The organism is Coleofasciculus sp. C1-SOL-03 (assembly GCF_040220555.1).
Classification (GTDB): domain Bacteria; phylum Cyanobacteriota; class Cyanobacteriia; order Cyanobacteriales; family Coleofasciculaceae; genus Coleofasciculus.
The window spans coordinates 16,740-39,017 of record NZ_JAVJUO010000065.1; the positions used below are offsets into that span (position 1 = coordinate 16,740).

Genomic DNA, 22,278 nt, shown 5'->3' on the forward strand with positions numbered 1-22,278 from the left:
AACCAATGAATGCATTTTCATTTTTCATTTTCCTGTAGGGGCGGGTTTGACTATTATCCTTTCTCACTCCACCCCAATATAACTAAACCCGCCCTGACTAAGGTTTAAAACCACGGCGATTAAAATCGCTGCTACACAAACTTGCATCTGCCTGCGCGGACTAAATTATTCTGTTCAGAGGACGTTAATTGAAATTCCGTGATCGCGTTGGCTTGTAGTAAGGGAACCTTAGCCCTATATTCTGTTGCCTACAATCTATTTCACAATTTTAGCTGTATCAACCTCAATTCGCTGTTCCCGACAAGTCCGCAGGTAGGTGGCATTCAAATCCACAGGTAAGCAAAGTTCACCGCGCAACCACAACGGCATTATAGGCAAGGGACTTGCCACCGCCAAGGCTTCTTGCCAAATGTCTAAATTCGGCTGTCCCTGACGTTCCACAACTCGATAGGCGGCGGCGTACAGTTGGGTATTTAGAGGCATCATTCTAACTGCCAACTGATGTAATAATTCCTCATGTAAATTCGCATTTCGTCCCGTCACCACATCCACAATGACTAATCCTATTCCTTGCTGTAAGTAGGTTTGACACTTGGCGATAAAAGTATTACGATTCGCGGGTCTATCTTTATTGCCGGGACTCACCAACTCGATAGCTGCCATTAATGTTGGACCCGCTTCGCTATTGAAAATACTCACCTCCACCGCCTCGGTAGTCGGAGAAAATGGAACAGTTTGCGTGGGTGGCGAAGGTATCCATTCCTGTCGAGAGGAGGTTGGGAGTTGAACGATATTCTCAGATACTCGACTGGTTAGTAATGATATCTCTTCAAATGCTGCCACATCAATTTCAATCCCAAATTGCACATTGGGTTCAGCGAAGTATCCTTCTGGCAATTGACGGTTTAAATCGGACGCGATATAGGTTGCCCAAGCATTATGGAAAGCGTGCCAGTGACGACGATTACTTAACGGTGGGTGAAAGTGATCCAGTAATCCCATGATTTTTGACTTTAATGATTTATAGTGATTAAATTTATCGGGATAGTCTTTAAGCTTTTGTTTTTATTATACTTTTAAATGGCGATGCGCGTGTTTATAGCGCTAAAGCGCAACTACAAACTGTCGAGAACTATAATCAGGTAAACCCCATGTCTCTAATTACTGACTCCTGGCAAGCGGATTATATTATCACCAACGGTGTCAAACTCCACTACGTCACTCAGGGAGAAGGTAAACTGATGCTGATGTTGCATGGTTTCCCCGAATTCTGGTACTCCTGGCGGCATCAAATCCCTGAATTTGCCAGAGATTATAAAGTTGTTGCCCTTGATCTGCGGGGTTACAATGACAGCGATAAGCCCAAAGATGTATCAGCTTATCAGATCAGCGAGTTAGTTAATGATATTAAGGGGGTTATTCAAGGATTAGGCGATGAAAGCTGTATCTTAGTTGGGCATGATTGGGGAGGAATGATTGCCTGGTATGTTGCCGATACTTATCCCCAACTGGTTGATCAGTTAATTGTTATGAATATTCCTCATCCCGCCAAATTTACCGAAGCGTTACGCAGTAATCCGCAACAACTCCTGCGAAGTTGGTATATCTTTTTCTTTCAAATCCCCCTACTCCCAGAGTTACTGTTTCAGTGGGATGACTATCGACTGATTGCGTCGAGTTTTATCGATATGGCAATTGACAAACGTGCCTTTTCAGAAGCAGACTTAAACGCCTACAAAGATGCGGCGGCAAAACGGGGGGCTATGACTGCCATGCTTAACTACTACCGCAATGTCTTCCAGGGGATATTTAAGCAGCATCGGTGGGATGTTCTACCCATTCCAACTCTACTGATTTGGGGAGAAAATGATACGGCTTTAGGTAAGGAATTGACCTATAATACAAAGGATTATGTGCCAGATTTGCAAATCCGCTACATCCCAAATTGTAGTCACTGGGTACAGCAGGAACAGCCGCAGTTAGTGAATCAGTATATGCGCGAGTTTTTGGCAAAGAATGAGGGATGAGAGAGCAAGGGATGCGACTAAACCCACCCCGACGGAATCCCCGATAATTGAAAAAGGGCGGGTTTTGTTGAAATGGTATGGGTAACATCCTAATTAGGGTCTGCTGCACAAAGCCAAAACCGCAAAGCCCATCAATACTTTGAGCTTTATTGACAGAGGGTTGGATTCAAGGAAATCGGGTAGTATTCTTCATAAGAATGGCATCACCTTGCTCAGGAAAAATGTACCCTTGCTCCCCCAGCTCCCCCAGCTCCCCCAGCTCCCTCGGCTTCCCCCGCTCCCCCTCACCACAGCACTTATTCAGCAGCCCCTAATGATGTTCCTAAACCCGCCCCTACATAATCCTAATCAGAGCTGATCATTTCTGGGCGATCGCGCCTTCTGTTGCTACCAGGGACTCCCTATCATGGTAAATGCTGACCAATAATAGGGATGAGAAAGTTCTTTATCCCCTAACCTGGATAACTCTGGCGGTAAAGCTAGGTTTTCCCCATTCACTTGCAATTGTCCATCTTGTAGCTGAACCTTTCCTTGCAACATCGTGATTTGGGCTTGTCGTAGGGCGTCTGCTTTAATCGAGGTATTGTGTAACTGACTATAAAACTCAGTCATTAACCCTAACGTAGCTTCATCACTGACATACCACAAACTTCCCAACGCTGATTTTACCCCCGCTTGCACTGCTAACCCAGCAAAGCCTAATTCGGCATTTTCATCGCCCACAGCAGTGCGACAAGCGCTGAGAACTAATAACTCAACTGGGGGATTATTCCAACCTAATTGACGCAGTTGATCTAATTGCAATTTCGTATCAAATAGCTGAATATAGGAATTTTCGGGTTTTCCTGGCTTAAATTCGCCATGAGTCGCCAGATGAATAATCTGAAACGGTTGATTTTGGCGTTGGGATTTGAGATTATTCAACGTAAATTCAGTATTGACAAAGGATTTCCCTTGCCAAATTTGATTGGCAATTGTAGAGACTTCGAGGGGGACCGCAGGTAAGGGCGATTGATCCGTAAATTCAGACGCGCCCATGGCTAAAACTTGGGCATCATCAAGGGGTTGATATCGAGTATCGGTTAAATTAACACTGGGGATAAGTCCGAGACTATATTTTTGTACCAGAAACTGTTGTCCATCATGCAACGCGGCGACAGGTATTGCCCGTAACCCTGCATCCATGGAAAAGACAATTGTGCTAATTCCCTCTTTTTGTAACTCCGCTTCTAAGGGTGCAATTAACCATTGGTACAGTTGCTGGGCAGAATTAAGGTAACTATTGGTATTCCGTTTAATCGGATCAGTCACGTCTCGCCTAAACTCCGCCACGGTTTTCATCAGTACCTCACGGTGGGCGGCGGGAATACTTTTGTGAATCGGAATTCCTGAAGGTGTGACTAAGACTAAATCCAATTGTTCGGCGCGGGCAAATGTATAGAGAACCGCTGGTTTTTCTCCGGTGGCTTCTCCTGTCTGATTCAGACGTTCTTGGATATCGGCAAAGGATTTTAACTCTCGACTTACTCGTTGATCAATATAGGAACCAAGTTCTTCACTAAACAGAATATCGATAAATAATACGGCTTGGGGAATCTTATTTTCATCCAACAGACGGGCAATATCAATGCGATCAACGGTTCGCAGAACTAAATCCTCCGACTCTTCTTCTGGAATCAATGATGGGGGAGACGGTTGGATGTCTTGGAAATCTTTGACAATTTCATCAGGAATAGAGGGGGGTTCTGCTGGTGGCGGGGGTTCTGCTGGTGGATTTTGGGTAATAATTTGAATAGTGCCTTGGGTATAGGAACCGGGGAAGGATTGCGGCGGCAAAATTGAATTTGTTGAACTTGTCGTAATCGCCCCGGCTGTTCCATTAATTTGGGCATTTCCGACATCAAACGTAGTATTCCTCGCACCACCATCATGTCGGATAATAATGTCACCGCCGCCATTACCGCCAGCAGTAGAAATGCTGGCTGAGATCCCATTTTGGTCGGAAAATGTGCCTGTGGCTTGGAAAAATTGTTGCGTGGTAATGTCAACCTTACCGCCGCTACCATTGGTTCCCCCTTGGGCATTGATAGACTCAACTAAAATGCCATTGTCTGGGTCGAGAAAAACATCACCACCATCCCCCATCGTGCCACTTGTATCAATCTTACCTGTAATCATGCGATCGCCTGCTTCGATGCGAATGGTTCCACCCATTATCCCAGAAGCGTTTAAGTCACCCGTGGTGATGATTCCCAGTTGACTCATCAGCGTAATTCCCCCATTAGCGGTAATATCGCCTGTCGTGATATCGCCACCATCCAAACCTGTACTCAGGGAAACGTTACCCGCAAATGTCAACGATTCGCGAACCGTAATTTTATCGTTTTCTGCACCAGTATCTACGTCCAGATTTTCCAGGCTGGAGTCATAATTTACCGTTTGTGACTCCCGCGTTAACTGAGTGGCTGTAATTTCTACATTATCGGTTGTGTCTGTACCCTTAATCGCCAGCGTATCATTACCCGTTCCCCCGTCAATTCTGCCACTAATAGAAGCACTATTACTCAGTTGAAATTTATCATTCTCCGTACCCCCGGTCAGATTTTCGATGGCAGAGAAATCAGTAATTTCATTAATCGTTCCCGAATTCGCGGCGGTAATTGTCCAGGTATTAGCAGCGTTTGCCCCAATCAGACTATCATTACCCGTTCCCCCATCGATCCTACCACTAATAGAACCACGATTATTGAATCGAAAGATATCATTAGCCGTCCCTCCAGTCAGATTTTCTATTGAAGCGAAAGATAAGGATTCGTTAAATCCACTCACCTCACCTGCATCTGCACCTGTAATCTGATAGGTTGTATCACCATCAGATCCAATTAAGGTTGACCCGCCTGCAATCGTAACCGGATCATTGAAGTTGAAGGAATTAAGCTTAATTATACCTGTACCATCAGATCGTCCAATCGTAATCGAGTTAAAACCATCTTGTAGCGCTGTCAAATCCGCCGTGGAGAGATCTAATGCGGCTGTATCTGAATTATCCGCGACTATAATATCTTGGCTAGGTGTTCGAGGCTGAAGCTGTACATCTCCAATCCCGGTAACAGAATTCACGCCTCCCGCCAAATTAATTTCATCAGCGGTTAAATTAACCGCAGTTCCACTACTTGTCGTCACATCCTGAAGACTAATCTGATTAGCCGTCAGATCAATTGTATTCGCCTGAATTCCCTGATTCGCCGTAATCGTATCAGCATTGGTAACGATTAAACTACCCAGAGGACTGTTACCTGTTCCTCGACCTGCATTATACTGGTCTAAAATCTGCTGCTGGGATAAGACTGAATCGTAAACAGCCACTTCATCAATACGACCATCAAAATACTCTGGAAAATCAGGAGATGGATTATGTCCAATCGCAATGTCATTATCTCCAAAATAACCCACCGGAGTCATTGCATCATTAGTATCGTAGTCAATAAAAGGAATAGTTACAGATTGTCCATTTTTATAAAATGACACCCCGACTCCCGGCTGAAACACAACCGCAATATGCTGCCATTGATTAACATCTACTTGAAAACCGGGATATCTAATATCTTCACCCGTAAAAACCGCCCATTGGTTTCCTTCTCGCAGCATTGACCAATCAAAATATCCACTATCTGAACTAACGACTTGATATCGACCGTCACTTGTGCTACTTGGATTAACCCAAGCTGAAAACGTAATGGTATCGGGGGATGGATTAGATTGATTAATATCAATGGGAGTCGATACAAAACCTGTCGTTCCATCAAACAAAGCCGCCGTATTATTATCCCCAACTAATGCCCCCGGTTGACCTGAATTCACACCACCACTGTAAGTTCCATTATTACCATTCCCCGACGCATCCACAGCGGTTCCACCACTGTCACCTAAACGCCAGTATCCCAGTGGATCATCCAACAATGCCACTACATCATAAGGCAAAGGTCCTCCGACTAAACCCTCAAATGTCACATTTCCTGTACCTGCATCTAGAGTCAAGGTTGGCGGTGTTCCCCCACTCAAACCATGCAAACTACTATTAAAGATAATATCTCCCCCAACTGTAGAACCTGTCCTCAGGGTTTGATCGCTGCGAAGAATGACCGGAGATTCAAAGATAATATCTCCCCCATTCAAGCTAATCGAGGCATCTAAATTAATAAAGGCAGCTTCAAAGGTTAGACTATTGCTATTGGTGGAATTAATATCTTCGGTAATGTCAATATTTCTAGTGGCGGCAATGGAGACATCACCATTATTCAGGGCGGTTTCAATCGCTGTATTGGAAATTTGGAACGTGAGTCCAACGCCGTCTCCGGTTAAAATTCGATTATCATTAACAGCATTATCATTTGTACCTACTGTGCCAATAACAACTGTTTTCGGATCTAAAAATAACTGACCATTTTCACCCGCAGTCGCCCCGACATCAACGACTCCATCAAACGCCAGATTCTCTTTCCCCGACACCTCAACAAAACCGCCATCACCGGAATTTATTCCGCCACGGGCGCTAATTGTGCCATAAAATTGGGTGGTTTGATCTGCCCAAACAATTACCTCTCCCCCATCACCCCCATCCTGTGCATCAGCCTGAATCACGGAATCGTGGCTAACATAAGTATGGGAGGCATTGGGTAACGTTCCCTCACCCTGATACTCTCCACCAATCTTGACACTACCGCCGCCCTGAAGTCCTGTAGCATTAATAGTGGCAGCAATTAAGCCGACGCGATCGCCTAATACCTGCACATCACCGCCAACCTCTCCCGAAACATCCAGATCCCCAGCAATAATGGTTGTCCCTATCGTCGTGGGAATCTGCGTTCCTGTCTCTTCCAGGGTGAGAGTGCGATCGCTATTCACTGTAACACCGACTACCTCTTCCCTACTGCTATTTGTCAGCAACTCCGGTAACATCTGAGGTTCAATGGGTAATATATTCCCCTGACTATCCGCCATGGGTTGTATCTCCAAACTCAGAATTTGTCCGGGCTGACTCAACCGTACCCGACTGGTTCCCGGAACGGCGGTTACGGTAATATTACCCCCAGGTGCGGTTAAATTCCCCGTATTGAGTACAGATCCCCCAATTAACCCCAGATTCTGTCCGGCGGATACGGCTAAATCCCCCGCATTAATTATCGCTCCGGGTTGCACTGTATCAAAGGCAAATTGATTAGGATTTCCGACTAAATTACTGTAATTATTGCTACTAAATGCCTGAAACCAGCCTCCATCAAAGCCAATTCCTGTAGCGGTTGTGGCGATGAAATCACCGGGGACATTAAGCTGAGCATTTTGACCGAAAACGATGCCCGCTGGATTCATTAAATATAAATTCGAGTTGCCCCCAGTCACTTGAATGAGACCATTAATCATCGAGGGATCGCCACCAACAACCCGCGCCAAAATATTATGAATTGTTGGATTAGAGAGAAAATTAGCAATTTGATTGGAGGAGAGTCCAAATTGCTCAAAGCTGTGGAATAGATTTGCCCCATCCTCCGATAAAGAACCCCCGGTAATATCGAAGCGGTTCTCTTCTGGAATGACTATTGTACCTGTACCATCGCTGGGTGAGGGAATCGGTTGGGACTCAACTGGCTGGATGGCAACGGTACTGGCTAAGATTAGTCCTGCTAAAAGCCGCGTGTTTCTCAGATAAGCGACATTCATCGGGTAAAAGTCCCATACCAAACGATTTGATATAAGCTTACTGCATCAGAGCGCGATCGCAAAGAGGTTGGTGGGAAGAGTCATTTGTCATTTGTCATTTGTTATTCGTCATACCTGACTCTGTTTACCGTTGCGATAACCATAGAAGTCAATCCGATACTCAGTAATCTTAACGCCAGTTTGTTGCTCAATGTGTTGGATTAGTTCCTCTGGTAATTCTACATAAACATCCATGATCTGATTCGTATCCACACAATTAACGTGACTGTGTGCATCGCTGATATTCCCGTAAAGCCGTCCATCGGATCGTTCAATACATTCAATAATGCCTTGAGACGATAGCGCCTCTAGATTCTGGTAGACTGAGGTATGACCAATTTCTTTGCCTTGCTTATTCAGGCGATCATAAATGTCGCGTGCACAGAGATGCTCTCGATCTTGCCACAGTAATTCCAAAATTAAGCGGCGCTGACGCGACAAGCGCATTCCTAATGCTTGACATCGATTGAGGGCGTCTTCCAATGAGCGAATTGGTTTGACAACTGCCGCTTCTTTCTGCATGGTCGATATATTGAATGGGGTGGTTAGTTTGATCGGGAGTAGTCTCAAGCTCTACCCTTAAGGCGAGCCTGATAGAGATCCCATACTGCACTGGTTAAAAGTGCATCATCTTTGCGGATATAATCTTTTTCGCCAAGCTTTGCCCAAATTTGAGTTTGAATGACTTGGCATCTGGTACTGTAAGGCAAACTCATTACCACTTTACCTTAGATTGTTTAAGTCTGTCTACTGTGGACTGATATCAAGTCGGGTAGCATTGATTGTGTTAATGAAAACTAAGGTAAGCTTGATCCGAGGTTAAGCCTGGGGACTGGTTGACCCTTCGACTTCGATGAAAGACCGAAGTAATCCAGGCAATGTACAGACGATGTAACAGTGCGTCTCTATGTCCAAGTATTGTGGAGCGGATCAAGATTAGTGGCAATCACAATTAAACTCAATTCCCATTCCATCAATGATTTAGACCTATCGCCCGTCCAGACTGTGATTGATAAGTGGTTAACCGAGGGCGCGATCGCAAACTATGAGCAGCAGTTACGCTTTGAGTTTAACTACCCTCGCGAACCCAATGATCCACGGGAATGGTCAGAAATACCGGAAATACGTCTATGGTTTATCCGCTTGGATGTTCAGTATCCGTGGTTACCGTTTTTACTGGATTGGAAAGCTGGGGAACTCGCTCGCTACACGGCGATGCTTGTCCCCCATCAGTTTAATCGCACGGAAGGGATTCAATATAACCCAGAAGCCTTAGAAATTTTCATGATGCAAAAGGTTTTTGTGGTGAATAACTGGTTACAACAAATTGATTTACCCAACCAATCGCGCCTCAAATCCATGGCTCAAATGTTAGGGTATGAACTCGATGATACGTTGTTTGAGCTAATGTTCCCCCCAAAAAGAACTTGAGACTTAGAGGGGCTTACCCACAGACGCTGTATACAGATAGTGGTTCACCTTGGCGTTGGCTTTAACACACCATTGGGATCACGCCGTAGCGGATAAGGCTGTTTCGGCAATGACGCCCTAAATAGGGCTCAAAGTATTGATGGGCTTTGCGGTTTCGGCTTTGTGCAGCAAGCCCTAAATAGGTAGAAGGGTACTGACTGCCATGCTGGTGGGCAATGCCCACCCTACGGTATATCAAGGGTTTCGACGCTTCAAAACGGCTTATTTCAATGCCATTCCCTAGTGCAAGAAGGCAGAAATAACTGAACAGCTACTATCTCCCCCAGCTCCCTCAGCTTCCCCAGCTCCTCCAGCTTCATCGTATTTACGAAGCTGCTCAAGTATTTCCAAGGGCGCTGCACTAACCCCGCCAAACTTGTTTTAATACATCATCAGGCTGAATATCGGCAATCCAACGAGTGGGTGATTGAATGCCAATATAGCGTTCTGATGGGGGTAGGAGTTTGTCAGCCTCAGTCGGACCAAACAAGGCAATCGTATACGTTCCCACAGCAACAGCTAGATGCATCGACGCGCTATCTGTACATAACAGTAGGTTCGCCCCCGCAATCATTGCGGCTAACTTACCACTATCAGGGGGTGAGGTCATCTGTAAATTAGGACAGACTTGGGTGAGAGCCGCCACTAACTCCGTATCCTCCGAACCATGCAGCATAACCAGAGTCAGATCAGGCTGTTTTTGGTGGATGTCTTCAATCACTTTTTGCCATTTATGGGCGGGATACACCTTATCAATGTCCTCAGATTGATCCAGGTGATTAGAGCCGCCGTCGATCATAATGTAACCGCTTTCCGGGATACCCAGGCGGGCTTGTTCCCCTTCTGCCCAATCCAGATCGGATTTTGGCACACGAATGGCAAGTTCTGGACAGGGGGTATTCATCCCTAACCCGGTGAGCAGGTCATGATACATATACGCCGCATACTGCTCGGTTTTCAGCGGTACAGTGTTGGTGAAAAACCACTTACCCTGATTATTTTCGTAGCCCACACGGATGGGAATACCACTCATCCAGAGCAATAGTCCCACTGACCACCGACGCTCTAGGGCAATTGCCGCATCATATTCGCGATCGCGGATAATCCCCAATAGGTTACCAAAATCTGCCAGACCATTGCGGTCTTTATAGTCAAAGGGTAATACTTCATCGACTGAACCGGAAACCCGATAGGCTCCCTTGGCGCGGGGTTCCACAATCACATCGATTTCGGCGTCGGGGTAATTGGCTTTTAGGTCATCGAACGTCGGAAAGAGCAGCAGTTGATCGCTGATTCCTCCCGGAACAAGGGCTAATAGTCTCATCTGAATATAATTTAGAGCTTGTATATCAGCTCAATTTTAATGGACTGGTCGTTCCTAATTTCACGAAATTTTCCGGAAATTAGTTTGTCCGGATCACCGTGACAGGGTGAACTCCTACACCCCTGATCCCATTGCCATTTAGCTGATGGAATTACTGTACGCATGATATTATACCTACTGCTTTACTGGGATGAACCAGTAGTAGCATATTAGACTAGATGGATCGGGACTAGAGATTTGGCATCATCAGGCGGAAGCTCGTGCATTTATTAATTCCAGCAGCAGGAATGGGACGACGGATGGGGAGCGATCGCAACAAGCTATTGCTCACTTTACTGGGTAAACCCTTATTAGCATGGACGCTACTGGCGGCGGAAGCGGCGGCGGAAATTACCCAAATTGGCATTATTGGACAGCCTGGGGATCAAACCCATATTCAGGCAATTCTGGCGGATCTCGCCCTGACGAAAGCGGTACAACTGATTCCTGGGGGCACAACTCGCCAAGAATCCGTGTATAACGGCTTGCAGGCTTTACCCTCAACGGCTGAACGGGTACTGATTCACGATGGTGCTAGATGTTTAGCCACATCCCAATTATTTGATCGCTGTGCGGAACACCTGAGAGATTGTCCGGGTTTGATTGCCGCGATCCCGGTTAAGGATACGATTAAAGTCGTCGATGAGTCGGATATTATCCAAGATACACCCGACAGGCGACGATTATGGGCAGCCCAGACGCCCCAAGGATTCGAGGTGTCGCTTCTGAAGCAATGTCATGACCAAGGACGAAAATTACATTGGGACGTTACCGATGATGCTGCATTATTTGAGCGCTGTGGGCTACCTGTACAGATTGTGGCAGGGGAAGAGACGAATCTCAAGGTAACCACACCCATGGATTTAGCGATCGCGGAGTTTATTCTACGTCAGCGACTTGCAGCCAGTCATCAGTAAACCGACTTAAGTCACTTTTATCGGCGGGTTTAACTACAAACTGTTTATCAATTTTATTTTATCAACAAGGATGAACTGTGATGAAACTTCCTACTTTTCTGATTATCGGTGTTCAAAAAGCAGGGACTACCTCGATTTATAACTATTTGAAACAACATCCACAAATTTACATGAGTCCCGTTAAAGAAACAAACTTTTTAGAAAAGAACTGGGAAGAACTTGAAACTCAACGGAAAGCCAAGATTGACACCTTTGAGAAATATTGTCAACTTTTTGAAGGGGTAACCGATGAAATTGCGATTGGGGAAGCCTCTCCTAATTATCTGTTTCATTATCAGTCATCCTCAGAGCGGATCAAGCGTTATGTCCCCAATGCCAAGTTGATTGCCGTCTTGCGAAATCCAGTTGACCGAGCCTATTCGGATTATTTAATGCATATCCGAGATGCCATTGACAAAGGAAGGCGAAACAGCTTGTCTGACCAAATAAAATACCGGGCTGATAAATCGTTTATTTTGCTCAAGGGATTTTATTATCAGCATTTGCAGCATTTTTATAACGAATTTGACCGAGAGCAAATCCGAGTTTATTTGTATGATGACTTGGCGAAAGACCCGGTTTATTTTATGCAAACCATGTATCAGTTTGTTGGCGTCGATGATACCTTTTCGCCGGATGTCTCTAAAAAAGCTCAAGTTGCTCAAATCCCCAAAAATACGGCAGTGAATAAGATGTTACGCCAAGAAAATCCCTTGAGAACGGTAGTCAGGTCTGGACTTCGAGTAATTTTACCCCTGGAAATGAGGCAAACGATTCGTTCTCGCCTGATCCAAATGAACTCCCAAGATAAGAAAGCAGCTCCCCTGTCGCCAGAGGAACGCCAGCAACTGATCGAACTCTATCGAGACGATATTCTCAAGTTACAAGATTTAATTCAACGAGACCTTTCTCATTGGTTAACGTAGTCTTATGTCTTATGTCTTATGTCATACTCGCTCCCGAAAAGAAGCAAGTTACGTCATTTGTGATAATTGAACGGTTAGGTCGGGGCGGGTTTTGCAGCCAAGCTAGGAATAACAATCAATATTAGTTCCTAAACCCGCCCCTACAGACAGATGCTTCTGTTATCACCTCTGAAACATGACTCCCCCAGCTTCCAGACGTGCCATGGCACGTCTCTACATTGCTTCCCTTCCTCAGCTTCTCTGTTTTTGCTAGATTAAGCCGATATTGCCATCTCCGCTTCGGTTTGAATCGGTAGCGTAATTGCAAATTCGGTTCCTTTCTCAGCTTCGGAAGTGACTTCAATTTTACCCTGGTGTTTTTTCACAATCTGGTAACAAATGGCTAATCCCATCCCGCTTCCTTTGCCCACAGATTTGGTGGTGAAAAAGGGATCGAAGATCCGCTCTTGAACGTCATCGGGAATCGCTGCACCATTATTCCAAATTGACACGCGAATCCAACGATTATCGATGGTTTCACTACGAATGACGATTGTCGGGATAGCTTTACCCTGAACCTCTTCTAAGGCATCAATGGCATTGCTGATAATGTTGATAAACGCCTGATTGAGTTGTGCCGGATAACAATCAATTCGCGGTAATTGACTGTACTTTTTAACCAGGTTAATGTTGGGCTGGAGGCGATGACCGACAAGCAAGAGAGTATTCTCTAATCCTTCATGGATATCTGCCCGTTTTAACTGCGCTTCATCCAGACGACAGAAGTTTCGCAATGATAATACAACTTCCTGGATTCGTTCAGCCCCACTTTTTAAGGATGACAGCATTTTCGGCATATCGGCGATGAGGAAATCTAAATCCATCACTTCGCTTTGTTCTTGAATCGCGCCGTTAGGCTGAGGATATTCTTGCCGATACAGTTCTAGCAAGATCAGTAAGTCGTTAATCGATCGCTTGGCATAATCCAGATTACCGTAGATAAAGTTAATCGGATTATTAATTTCATGGGCAATCCCCGCCACCATCTGTCCTAAACTGGACATTTTTTCCCGTTGAATCAGTTGGGCTTGGCTGTGTTGGAGTTCTTGCAGCGCTTGCGTCAATTCTTGCGTCCGTTCCTCGACGCGCTGTTCTAAGGTTTGACGCGCTAGTTCCAAGTCTTGGGTTGAGTCGTCTACCCATTGGACAAGCTGATTGAGAGATGTGGCTAATGAACCAACTTCATCGTTGCTGGTGACGGGAGTGCGAATCTCCAGATTGGACTCGTTGACGATCGCACTAGCAACGTGAGTTACTGTTTCAATCGGATGCGCGATCGCACGGCTGGTAATCGTGGCTAAAAGTACCGTGATACCCACCGATAGCAGCAAACTACTGACGATGATTCGCAGGCGTAAGGCTTCTGCTTGTGCTAATTGTTGATGTACCTGAGACTGTTGCGCTTCAGCGTTAGTTTTGGCATCCTCGACATGATCGGATAGGTGATTGAATTGAGCCATCACTTGGCTGGTAGAGGGGTGATGCAGTGCCTTTAAGAGTTCTTGTTGTATCGCCGTAACCTCTTCTGGCTTCAGGTTCTCCGATTCACTGATCTGCCAGAGTGATTCAATCACTTGATTGTAGGCGTCTATATTCGCTTCATACTCCTGAAGCAGATGATGTAATTCAGCCGTGTTCACATCCACGCCATCGGGATAGTCTTGGATGAAGATATCTAACTCAGAGAGTAGACGTTTCATCCGATCCACATCGGCTAAATACTGATGCTTTTGGGCTTCAATCTGGCTAGGATTTACCGAGGCGGTGAGTAATTCTTGCGGATGCGATCGCACAACCAATGTCGCATTTTCCAGGTTACTGAGGAGATGGTGCTGCTGATCAGCAACCCGTTCTTGGTGTTGGGCTTGGTCTTGGTAATAATTACCGAGAATTAATCCTCCGGTTGTTCCCAGAATGGATATGCCAATTGCCAAGGCGTAGCCGTAACTAATTTTCTGAGATATGCTGAGGTTGCGAATCCCTTGTTTGATCCAGGTGAGAGGAAAAATATCGGATAAACTCTTATTCAGATTTAATGGGTTTTGCTGACCCATTAAGGCATTTTTGGGGGAGACTGGGGGATAGCGGGAATTGGAAAAAAGCATAAGATAAGCCAAAAAGTGAGATAGATCGTAAGGTTTCCAGGGGAAGTGATGCATGATTTGCGAGAAACGATTAATTATGCAATCGGTGTCATTGTTGACGAAAATACTTGAAGTTTGCGACAATTAGTAGATAGAAATTTTATTTTGCCTCTGTTCATCGATATACATTACCTTATTACACGCTCTATCTATTAATTGTAGGAATAAAATGATGAAGTTTTTAACAAGTTTTCATTTAGAATTGACTAAACAAATAAAGTTAGAGTAAAGATTAAAGCACAGAAGTGGGAAAAAGGAATTCCGCCCCAGGGCTATCAATGGATGGAATTGGCTACCAGCAAGAATTAGAGAGACAATGACAGAGTGGTAGCGGTCTGCCACAATCATAAAGTAATGTGAAGATATTTCATAAAATCCATCAATGAATTAAAAAATATTAAAAACGTCCTGATCAGACTGGAAGTAAACCCAGACATTTGTTCGTTCAAGACTGTAGGGTGGGCAATGCCCACCTTGCCCCTATCAATAGGGTTTGCATCCTCAAATTGGGTAAGTTCTATCTTTTTGATGTGCAAGGAAGGAAGCACATTAGTGCTGTGATTTGGATCATCCCAATTCGCCAAAATGATTGGTAAGAGGAATATTTTGAGCGCAGGAATCGATATGAATTTATACCTAGAAAGGATAGAGAGAATTAGTTAACCGCCGAAGTCAAATTGTAGTGGCTCGGCATACCTAATTTGATGGATTAGCCGCACGCTTTTGTTGTTTCCCCCTCATCCCCTAACCCCTTCTCCCACCGGGGGAGAAGGGGAACCATCACTCTCAGAGGTGAAATCATGTTCACCTAAACAGTTATTATCCCCTTGAAGCCTTACAACCTGACTGAGATAACTAAGCTGTTTTGCATTTAAACCTTAATGTCAAGAATGGCGCAGTCTTTGTAGGGCGAGCATCTTGCTCGCTACTAAGTAGGTTGGTGGAAATAGACTTAACTAGATTAAGTTATATAAAAAAGCCTCAAACCCTTACTGTTCCCTGTTCCCTGTTCCCTGTTCCCTAATCTCCACCGCTAACTTTAATTGTCCCCACCTACTTAATACCCAATTTCAATGCATGACTGATTACTTAACCGCCGACGTGTCCGCTATACCCAGCAAAGGTTCTAGCAGCTTGCGTTCTTCAATGGGTAGGCTAAACAAAACACGCTTATTGCCTTTTGTTTGCTTATAGCCAACCGCAGCCTTGAGAAGACGGAGAGGGATTTGAAATTCAGGATAATCACTCGCCAATTCTTGCCACACCTCCAGCCAGGTTTGTGCGGCTTTGTCGCTAACCATTTCTGACATTAGTGTGGGAACGCTTTTCACAAGCCCCTGTCCTAATGTAGAAATAACCTGGTGTTTGTGGTAAAGTTCGATGAGGGTTTTGATGCGCGATCGCCATATCTCCACATTGTTACTGCTGTTGAACAAGATGTGCATAATTAACTTGGCATCATCTGCATCAGCTTCATTGTCAAGGGTAAAACGTTGGAATGCGTTCTCTAGTGCAGCAATCCCTTCATCCCAGCGATTTAATCCCAAAATGGCAATAGCACGGTTCAAGAAAACAGAGGAGTCTTGATACCCCAGTTCAATGGCTTTGTCACAGGATACTAAAGCTTCCTCGTAGCGTTCAAGATCTGCCAGCACCACGCCTCGCATTCCCCAAGCTCGTGTATCATTAGGCTCAAGCTCAATTATTTTGTCACAGGATATCAAGGCTTCTTCATAGCGTTTAAGATCTTCCAGCAGTGTGCCTCGTAGTTCCCACGATGGTGCATAATTAGGGTCAAGCTCAATAGCTTTGTCACAGGATACCAAGGCTTCCTCATCGCGTTTGAGTTTGTCTAGTACCCAGCCTCGTAGTCCCCAAGCTGATGCATCATCAGGCTCAAGCTCAATGGCTTTGTCACAGGATACTAAGGCTTCCTCATAGCGTTCAATAGTTGCCAATACCGCGCCTCGTAGTCCCCAAGCTGGTGCATAATGAGGAGCAAGCTCAATAGCTTTGTCACAAGATACCAACGCTTTCTCATACCGTTTAAGATTGCTCAAGCACAATCCCCGTTTCAACCAATCCTCTGCTTGACCGCGAATTTTTACCAATTTCTCGGCTAGTTCCAAAGCAGTCACATAATCTTCCTTCTCAAAACAATTCTCATACTCTTGCAAACACGCAGCGATGCGAGGATCTTCATCTTCATTGTCCATCGCTTCAAGTGCATACAGAATATATTCTCGTTCTAAAACAGCATCAGAGGGGAGGGGTTTTAAGCGTTGTTGATACTGGAGATAATTATCTTTGCCTAAATCATCAAAAACTCTATTCTTCCTAAATTCTGCAACTGTTAATCCTAATCGCTGTAATAACTCTTCCTTCGTATACCAAATCCGTAAAAAATCCACAAATAACTGTATCGGTTCCCCCCGTTGCTTCTTCACCTCCAGACAAAAGCGCATCAAGGTTTCCCGCATCTCATAAAAAGACTCCCGCCCGATCGCGTCAGATGTGACATACCCTTTCTCCCGCAAATCCTTAAGCTGACTGGAGGTGGTTTGATGCGTCAGAAAACAGCGCTGGGCAATTTCTTTGACTGGAACCGCATGGCGGCGATCGCACAAAAACTCAACAATCTTCCGTTGCTGCGGCGAAAGAGACGCCATCCGCGCTTGATAATAGGGCGTCAAATCATCTAGCATCCGCATAAAGGGTTCCACTAATTCATCCAGAGACTGGCGAGTGAGGAACTCTGAGAAAATCACATAAACCCGGTGATTTCCCCCAGCCAGATGATGAACCGCCTCGATGCGATCGCGTCCCCTGGGCTGTCGGATAAACGACTCTAATTCGCGATCGCCTCTAACTCTGGCAATATTGGCTAATAACTGTATCGCTTCCTCAACGGTTAAATCTTCTAAGTGATTAATGTGGAAAAAGTCATAAAACGGAGATTTCTCTTTTTTTACCTCATCGAATAAACTCTGGGACGTTGCCAAAATCGTACAGCCGGGATTCTCTTGCAAAAAAGCATAGAGTTGTTTTTGCCCTTGTTTACTCAACCCAGAAAAGATATCATCCAGGTTTTCTATAAGTAGGAGTAAGTGATTATCGCCGATGATTTCCTTTAATAATTCTGTCCCAGCCTGTTCCGCCTCATCCGGCGACAATTCATAAAGTGATTCAACCCGCTTAATTAACCCTTCTCGTTCTCCCTTTACCTGGATTTTGGCAAAATCTCCATCATTTTCCTGAAGCGCCCGAAATATCCGCAACAGCAAATCCAGAAACGAGGTAACGCCCCATTCGTCCTCTCGTAACCAGGCGATTAACAGGCGATTTTGCAACGCTTCCCGCTTACGAATCCGGTGATACACCAGCGAAACTAAATGCGTTTTGCCAATACCCCGTGGTCCAATCAGCAAGGTGTGATGGGGCGACAGCGTAAGCACACTATCGCTAATGCGTTCCACAATATCTTCGGCTAACTGATGACGCTGCACAAAGATGGCTTCTAAATCTTCAGGCTGCATCAAACTAGGAGTAAAACGAGATACTTTCATATCAGGAAGTAGTCGGACAAAATAAGGTTGGCGATTGAGATTTAAGTTATAAGTGGGAGATTATGTAGGGGCGGGTTTCACTACTATCTTTTTGGTTGCACCCAGATGTGACTAAACCCGCCCTGACCGAGGGAAAGTAGGAGATTATGTAGGGGCGGGTTTGACTATTATCTTTTCGGTTGCACCCAGATGTGACTAAACCCGCCCTGACCGAGGGAAAGTAGGAGATTATGTAGGGGCGGGTTTGACTATTATCTTTTCGGTTGCACCCAGATGTAACTAAACCCGCCCTGACCTAACGGGATAGATGTGATGATTGAATCGGGCGCAAAGCTTTGCGCCCCTACAGTTCTCGCACCATCATTCAACCTGGCTGATTTAATTGTATGTCATCTTTGACGTACTGAATATAAAAATACGTCAATTTTATTGTATATTTTTAAGAGAGCGTGCTATCCTTACCCTATAAGCAGTTGAGCGCCCCTAGCTGGAACTAGAGACGCTCTCGATTGCTTACAAATTTACTTGAGCGACTGGCTGGAACCAGTGACGCTCTTTGATTGATGTAGTTTATGGTCTAACAAGACCAAGGAGTTGTTATGTCTAATCATAACAAAGAACAGGTCATCCTAGTTACAGCGACTCCCCCTGACCCGCCTCTACCCTCTGAATCCGGGAATATCAGTTCCCTGATGGTGTATGGCGGAGTAGCGGTTGCTGTAATTCTGGCAATGGCGTATTTCTCGCAAACTCAGCTTAAATCCATTGCTGAGTTGCTCAAAACGGTAAACAAGCCCAGGAAATAGGTCAAACTGTCTTACTGTTCCCCTCTTGCTCGCCTCTTGCTCCCCTCTTGCTCCCCTCTCCCAAGCTTGGGAGAGGGGCTGGGGGTGAGGGCTGGCTTGGGAGAGGGGCTGGGGGTGAGGGCTGTAGCGTCACCTACAGATGCTGGTGCAACGGTAAAGCCAGGGTGTGCGATCGCGTAAGACCCAAACCCCAACTATCATGAATTAGCGCATTTTGTCAATTTAGCCACAAAAATTAACATAGTTACCCTCTATATTAACAATAGAGATAAATAAAGAGGGATAGTGATCATGGGCTTAATCAACAACATCGAAGTTCGTCCCTTGGAATCGGTCAAAGGCGGAACAGTCGATTTTTACACCCCCCAATCGAGTCACGAAACCATGCTGGTGCAGATTCCACCTGCTACCGTGGAAGATCTATTTGTTCACCGATTTCAAACCGATCAACTTTTAGTAGTGCGGGGAAGTTGTGTCTTGGTGGTGCTAAGAAATCGTCAGTATGATTATATTCCTTTAATTGACGCCCAGCCAACAGTGCTTAAAGTGCCAGCCGGGATTCTTCATGGTGCGATTAATCTCAGTTCCGAAACTTGTGTGGTGGTGAATGCTGTCTTACGTCACGGTACACCCCATGAACGAGATTATCAGCCAATCAAACCACCGTTCCCTTACAATTTAGAATTGGCTCAAGCTAAGTTAACAGAAGTCAATTCTTCGACTAACCCCCAATTATTACCAGTAGGTTAATTAAACCCTTGCACAATTCAGCCAGGAATTGGCAACAGATGAGATTAAACCATCACAGGTTTTTTCTGAGTCCGACGCTGCTTAGGAACCATTCGTAGGTTGCCAGGAGGCGCAATTGTTAAACCGCGACGCATCGGTTTCACTGGACGATTATCGGTTAATGCCAGTTCAAACTGTGACAAAACAGTCGCCAACACCAGCTTCATTTCCAACAATGCCAACGCTGAACCAATACAGCGACGGTTCCCGCCACCAAAGGGAAAATATTCGTAAGGGGAATATTGCCGTTCTAGAAAACGTTCGGGTTTAAATTGCTTGGGTTCTGGATAGAGATCCTGCCGATGATGAACTAAATAAATAGAAGGCATCAACGCTGTACCCGCTTCAAATTGATATCCCATGATTTCTATGGGTGATTTGGGAATCCGAATAAAGGTACTCGGAGCAATGGGATAAATTCGCAGGGTTTCTTGACAAACGGCTGTCAGATAGGGAAGCCGAGATATTGCCATCGGATCGCCCTCTGCATCCAAGGTTTCTAATTCCTCAAGCAGCTTTTGACGCACGTCTGGCAGATAATGAATCCAATACAATGCCCAAACCAATGCAGACGCCGTGGTTTCATGACCCGCAATTAGGAGTGTCATTAACTGATCATGTAATTCCTCATCCGTCATCGGCTCACCTGCTTCATCTCGCGCCGATAGGAGTAAGGTTAAAATGTCGGTTCGTGACTCATCCCCTTGCTCCCGACGTTCGCGAATTTCATCAAAAATCAACTGTTTGATCTGTTGCTTTAACTGCAAAAAACGCCCCCAGGGACTCCACGCACCCCAATCCTGTCGCAACCACGGGAAAAACAGCAGAGTGGAACTTAGGGGAGAGTCAAAGGATGCGAGGAGGGTACTCAGCAGTTGTCTCAGTTGGGTGTAACGTTCTCCGTGATTCAAGCCAAATACAGCTTGTAAAATCACCCGCAGGGTAATCTCTTGCGTATAGGTACGGATAATCAACGGTTGACCCACTGTCCATTCTGCTGTTACCCTTTCCGTAATATCGCAAATAAGCTGACTATACTCTCGCAAGCGATCGCCATGAAAGGGAGGCATTAGCAGGCGGCGTTGGCGCTGATGGGGTTCACCATCTAACATTAGCAGTGAGTTATCCCCGACTAAATAGCGTAACACCCCATTTCCTCGACCCGATTCAAATAACTCTGGATCAGCCGTAAAAATCTCTTTAATCGCCTGGGGATTGCTGACATAGACAAAGGGAGGAGTGTTATCCCCGCCAATTTTGATCATATCTCCATACTGTTGAGCATAATTCTCTAGGTAGTCCAAGGGGCGAAAAATCAGCTTGATAATCCGGAAAATTCTCAGATATCGGGGTGTGCGCGGACCTGTGAGTGGTTTCATAGAGTTTTGCTGTTAGCGGCTACTCTTTTTATCTTGCCTAATTTTTCCCGATACGTTGCTCTAAAATCATCAAATTAAGTTATTGTACTTATATCTTAGGCAACCGCTAGGACAAGTCAAGAGCGGCACTAATGACTCAAACTGTTCAGGCTTCCACTATCCAAATCGATGAATTAGAATCGAGTTTTGGTTTACAAGAAATCGTCGATGATCAATTTTTTCGGGAATGGCAAGATAACTTACCAGAGATTGGCGCATGGGAAAAAGAATCATTAGATAGACTGAAAGCCGGATATCTGAATTTACTCAAGAAACCGCCATTCGCCGAAAATGCGATCAGAATGGCGGTTCTTCATCCCTTGCTATTCATCGCTGGATTTTATCTATCGCCGTTTACCGTCAAACCGGAAAAATCAATCACCATTGCTTTAAACGATGAAGATGGCTTAATTATCGAAGGACGCATTGATGTTTTAGTTTTAAAAGAGCAGTTTTGGTTAATGGTAATTGAAACGAAACGGGCAGGAATTAGTTTGGAAGCGGGAATGGCTCAACTCTTGGCTTATATGCTAGGAACACCTAATCCGGAAAAACCTGTATTTGGTCTGTTAACGAATGGGGGTCATTTCCTGTTTGCAAAATTAGTTCACGGAGAACCCCCTCAGTACGCTTTATCGGATGAATTTGTGCTGCGCCGACGGGAGAATGAGTTGTATCGTGTCTTAAGTATCCTGAAACATTTGGTTCAATTAATTTGATTTGATCCGTTAAAATGAAATCAGGTATACCTTACCCACCCGCCGTAAAATATGATCAGGATTACACTTGAACTTTCATCCGAAGTGGAAGCGAAATTTGAATTAAAGAGTATAAACGCGAACAATATCTGTTCCCTGTTCCTTTATAATCTAAACCATCAACTTTAATTTTGTTCGACTACTGGACTGACACAGCTAAAATTGTGGAATAGATTTGGCGTTTATAAACTGGGCGCAAGCCTTGCGCCCCTACAATTCTCATCTACCATTTTAGGTGTGCCACGACACTACTTATCGT

Annotated in this window: 15 protein-coding genes; 7 read left to right on the plus strand and 8 right to left on the minus strand. The window is 45.1% G+C overall.

Features of this window, described 5'->3' with window-relative positions; translation table 11 throughout:
* Positions 1 to 255: 255 nt before the first annotated feature.
* The gene (locus RIE73_RS10100) at positions 256 to 1,002 is read right to left on the minus strand and encodes a DUF4058 family protein (protein WP_446401066.1); all 747 of its coding nucleotides are present in this window, start codon (positions 1,000 to 1,002) and stop codon (positions 256 to 258) included.
* A 149-nt stretch (positions 1,003 to 1,151) separates the two neighbouring features.
* Here RIE73_RS10100 and RIE73_RS10105 point away from each other — a divergent pair, with 149 nt between their 5' ends.
* Complete coding sequence (locus RIE73_RS10105; RefSeq protein WP_446401067.1) at positions 1,152 to 2,027, plus strand: alpha/beta fold hydrolase; 876 nt, start codon at positions 1,152 to 1,154, stop codon at positions 2,025 to 2,027.
* Between the two features lie 387 nt (positions 2,028 to 2,414).
* Here the strand turns inward: RIE73_RS10105 and RIE73_RS10110 are convergent, their stop codons facing one another.
* The 3 genes from RIE73_RS10110 to RIE73_RS10120 all read right to left on the minus strand — a co-directional run bounded on the left by RIE73_RS10110 (position 2,415) and on the right by RIE73_RS10120 (position 8,500).
* Complete coding sequence (locus tag RIE73_RS10110) at positions 2,415 to 7,745, minus strand: CHAT domain-containing protein (protein ID WP_446401068.1); 5,331 nt, start codon at positions 7,743 to 7,745, stop codon at positions 2,415 to 2,417.
* Between the two features lie 108 nt (positions 7,746 to 7,853).
* On the minus strand, positions 7,854 to 8,306 hold the full coding sequence (locus RIE73_RS10115; RefSeq protein WP_446401069.1) for a Fur family transcriptional regulator: 453 nt from the start codon (positions 8,304 to 8,306) through the stop codon (positions 7,854 to 7,856).
* 44 nt (positions 8,307 to 8,350) lie between these two features.
* Complete coding sequence (locus RIE73_RS10120; RefSeq protein WP_446401070.1) at positions 8,351 to 8,500, minus strand: hypothetical protein; 150 nt, start codon at positions 8,498 to 8,500, stop codon at positions 8,351 to 8,353.
* A gap of 223 nt (positions 8,501 to 8,723) precedes the next feature.
* Here RIE73_RS10120 and RIE73_RS10125 point away from each other — a divergent pair, with 223 nt between their 5' ends.
* A complete protein-coding gene (locus RIE73_RS10125) occupies positions 8,724 to 9,215 on the plus strand; it encodes a CRR6 family NdhI maturation factor (RefSeq protein WP_446401071.1) in 492 nt (163 codons plus the stop codon).
* 400 nt (positions 9,216 to 9,615) lie between these two features.
* Here the strand turns inward: RIE73_RS10125 and RIE73_RS10130 are convergent, their stop codons facing one another.
* A complete protein-coding gene (locus RIE73_RS10130) occupies positions 9,616 to 10,578 on the minus strand; it encodes a glycosyltransferase family 9 protein (protein ID WP_446401072.1) in 963 nt (320 codons plus the stop codon).
* Positions 10,579 to 10,838: 260 nt separating this feature from the next.
* Here RIE73_RS10130 and ispD point away from each other — a divergent pair, with 260 nt between their 5' ends.
* Positions 10,839 to 11,534 carry a 2-C-methyl-D-erythritol 4-phosphate cytidylyltransferase gene (ispD, locus tag RIE73_RS10135; protein ID WP_446401073.1) on the plus strand — a complete coding sequence of 232 codons (696 nt, stop codon included), beginning with the start codon at positions 10,839 to 10,841 and terminating at the stop codon, positions 11,532 to 11,534.
* A gap of 80 nt (positions 11,535 to 11,614) precedes the next feature.
* A complete protein-coding gene (locus RIE73_RS10140) occupies positions 11,615 to 12,499 on the plus strand; it encodes a sulfotransferase family protein (protein WP_446401074.1) in 885 nt (294 codons plus the stop codon).
* A 254-nt stretch (positions 12,500 to 12,753) separates the two neighbouring features.
* Here the strand turns inward: RIE73_RS10140 and RIE73_RS10145 are convergent, their stop codons facing one another.
* Complete coding sequence (locus tag RIE73_RS10145; RefSeq protein ID WP_446401075.1) at positions 12,754 to 14,643, minus strand: ATP-binding protein; 1,890 nt, start codon at positions 14,641 to 14,643, stop codon at positions 12,754 to 12,756.
* A gap of 1,124 nt (positions 14,644 to 15,767) precedes the next feature.
* Complete coding sequence (locus tag RIE73_RS10150) at positions 15,768 to 18,248, minus strand: tetratricopeptide repeat protein (protein ID WP_446401076.1); 2,481 nt, start codon at positions 18,246 to 18,248, stop codon at positions 15,768 to 15,770.
* 599 nt (positions 18,249 to 18,847) lie between these two features.
* On the opposite strand from RIE73_RS10150, the gene RIE73_RS10155 reads away from it, so the two are divergent.
* Both RIE73_RS10155 and RIE73_RS10160 read left to right on the plus strand, forming a co-directional pair.
* Positions 18,848 to 19,054: a hypothetical protein gene (locus RIE73_RS10155; protein ID WP_446401077.1), complete on the plus strand. Its 207-nt coding sequence runs from the start codon at positions 18,848 to 18,850 to the stop codon at positions 19,052 to 19,054.
* Positions 19,055 to 19,345: 291 nt separating this feature from the next.
* Positions 19,346 to 19,804, plus strand: coding sequence for a dTDP-4-dehydrorhamnose 3,5-epimerase (locus tag RIE73_RS10160; RefSeq protein WP_446401078.1), 459 nt, complete (start codon positions 19,346 to 19,348; stop codon positions 19,802 to 19,804).
* Positions 19,805 to 19,848: 44 nt separating this feature from the next.
* Here the strand turns inward: RIE73_RS10160 and RIE73_RS10165 are convergent, their stop codons facing one another.
* Positions 19,849 to 21,222, minus strand: a complete 1,374-nt coding sequence (locus RIE73_RS10165; protein ID WP_446401079.1) for a cytochrome P450 — start codon at positions 21,220 to 21,222, stop codon at positions 19,849 to 19,851.
* Between the two features lie 131 nt (positions 21,223 to 21,353).
* Here RIE73_RS10165 and RIE73_RS10170 point away from each other — a divergent pair, with 131 nt between their 5' ends.
* Positions 21,354 to 21,980 carry a restriction endonuclease subunit R gene (locus tag RIE73_RS10170; protein ID WP_446401080.1) on the plus strand — a complete coding sequence of 209 codons (627 nt, stop codon included), beginning with the start codon at positions 21,354 to 21,356 and terminating at the stop codon, positions 21,978 to 21,980.
* Positions 21,981 to 22,278: the final 298 nt, after the last annotated feature.

Bases quoted from the DNA above. Each gene is read 5' to 3' on its own strand.
- RIE73_RS10100 (WP_446401066.1), bottom strand. From the start codon at position 1,002: ATGGGATTACTGGATCACTTTCACCCACCGTTAAGTAATCGTCGTCAC.
- RIE73_RS10105 (WP_446401067.1), top strand. From the start codon at position 1,152: ATGTCTCTAATTACTGACTCCTGGCAAGCGGATTATATTATCACCAAC.
- RIE73_RS10110 (WP_446401068.1), bottom strand. From the start codon at position 7,745: ATGAATGTCGCTTATCTGAGAAACACGCGGCTTTTAGCAGGACTAATC.
- RIE73_RS10115 (WP_446401069.1), bottom strand. From the start codon at position 8,306: ATGCAGAAAGAAGCGGCAGTTGTCAAACCAATTCGCTCATTGGAAGAC.
- RIE73_RS10120 (WP_446401070.1), bottom strand. From the start codon at position 8,500: ATGAGTTTGCCTTACAGTACCAGATGCCAAGTCATTCAAACTCAAATT.
- RIE73_RS10130 (WP_446401072.1), bottom strand. From the start codon at position 10,578: ATGAGACTATTAGCCCTTGTTCCGGGAGGAATCAGCGATCAACTGCTG.
- RIE73_RS10140 (WP_446401074.1), top strand. From the start codon at position 11,615: ATGAAACTTCCTACTTTTCTGATTATCGGTGTTCAAAAAGCAGGGACT.
- RIE73_RS10145 (WP_446401075.1), bottom strand. From the start codon at position 14,643: ATGCTTTTTTCCAATTCCCGCTATCCCCCAGTCTCCCCCAAAAATGCC.
- RIE73_RS10150 (WP_446401076.1), bottom strand. From the start codon at position 18,248: ATGAAAGTATCTCGTTTTACTCCTAGTTTGATGCAGCCTGAAGATTTA.
- RIE73_RS10155 (WP_446401077.1), top strand. From the start codon at position 18,848: ATGTCTAATCATAACAAAGAACAGGTCATCCTAGTTACAGCGACTCCC.
- RIE73_RS10160 (WP_446401078.1), top strand. From the start codon at position 19,346: ATGGGCTTAATCAACAACATCGAAGTTCGTCCCTTGGAATCGGTCAAA.
- RIE73_RS10165 (WP_446401079.1), bottom strand. From the start codon at position 21,222: ATGAAACCACTCACAGGTCCGCGCACACCCCGATATCTGAGAATTTTC.
- RIE73_RS10170 (WP_446401080.1), top strand. From the start codon at position 21,354: ATGACTCAAACTGTTCAGGCTTCCACTATCCAAATCGATGAATTAGAA.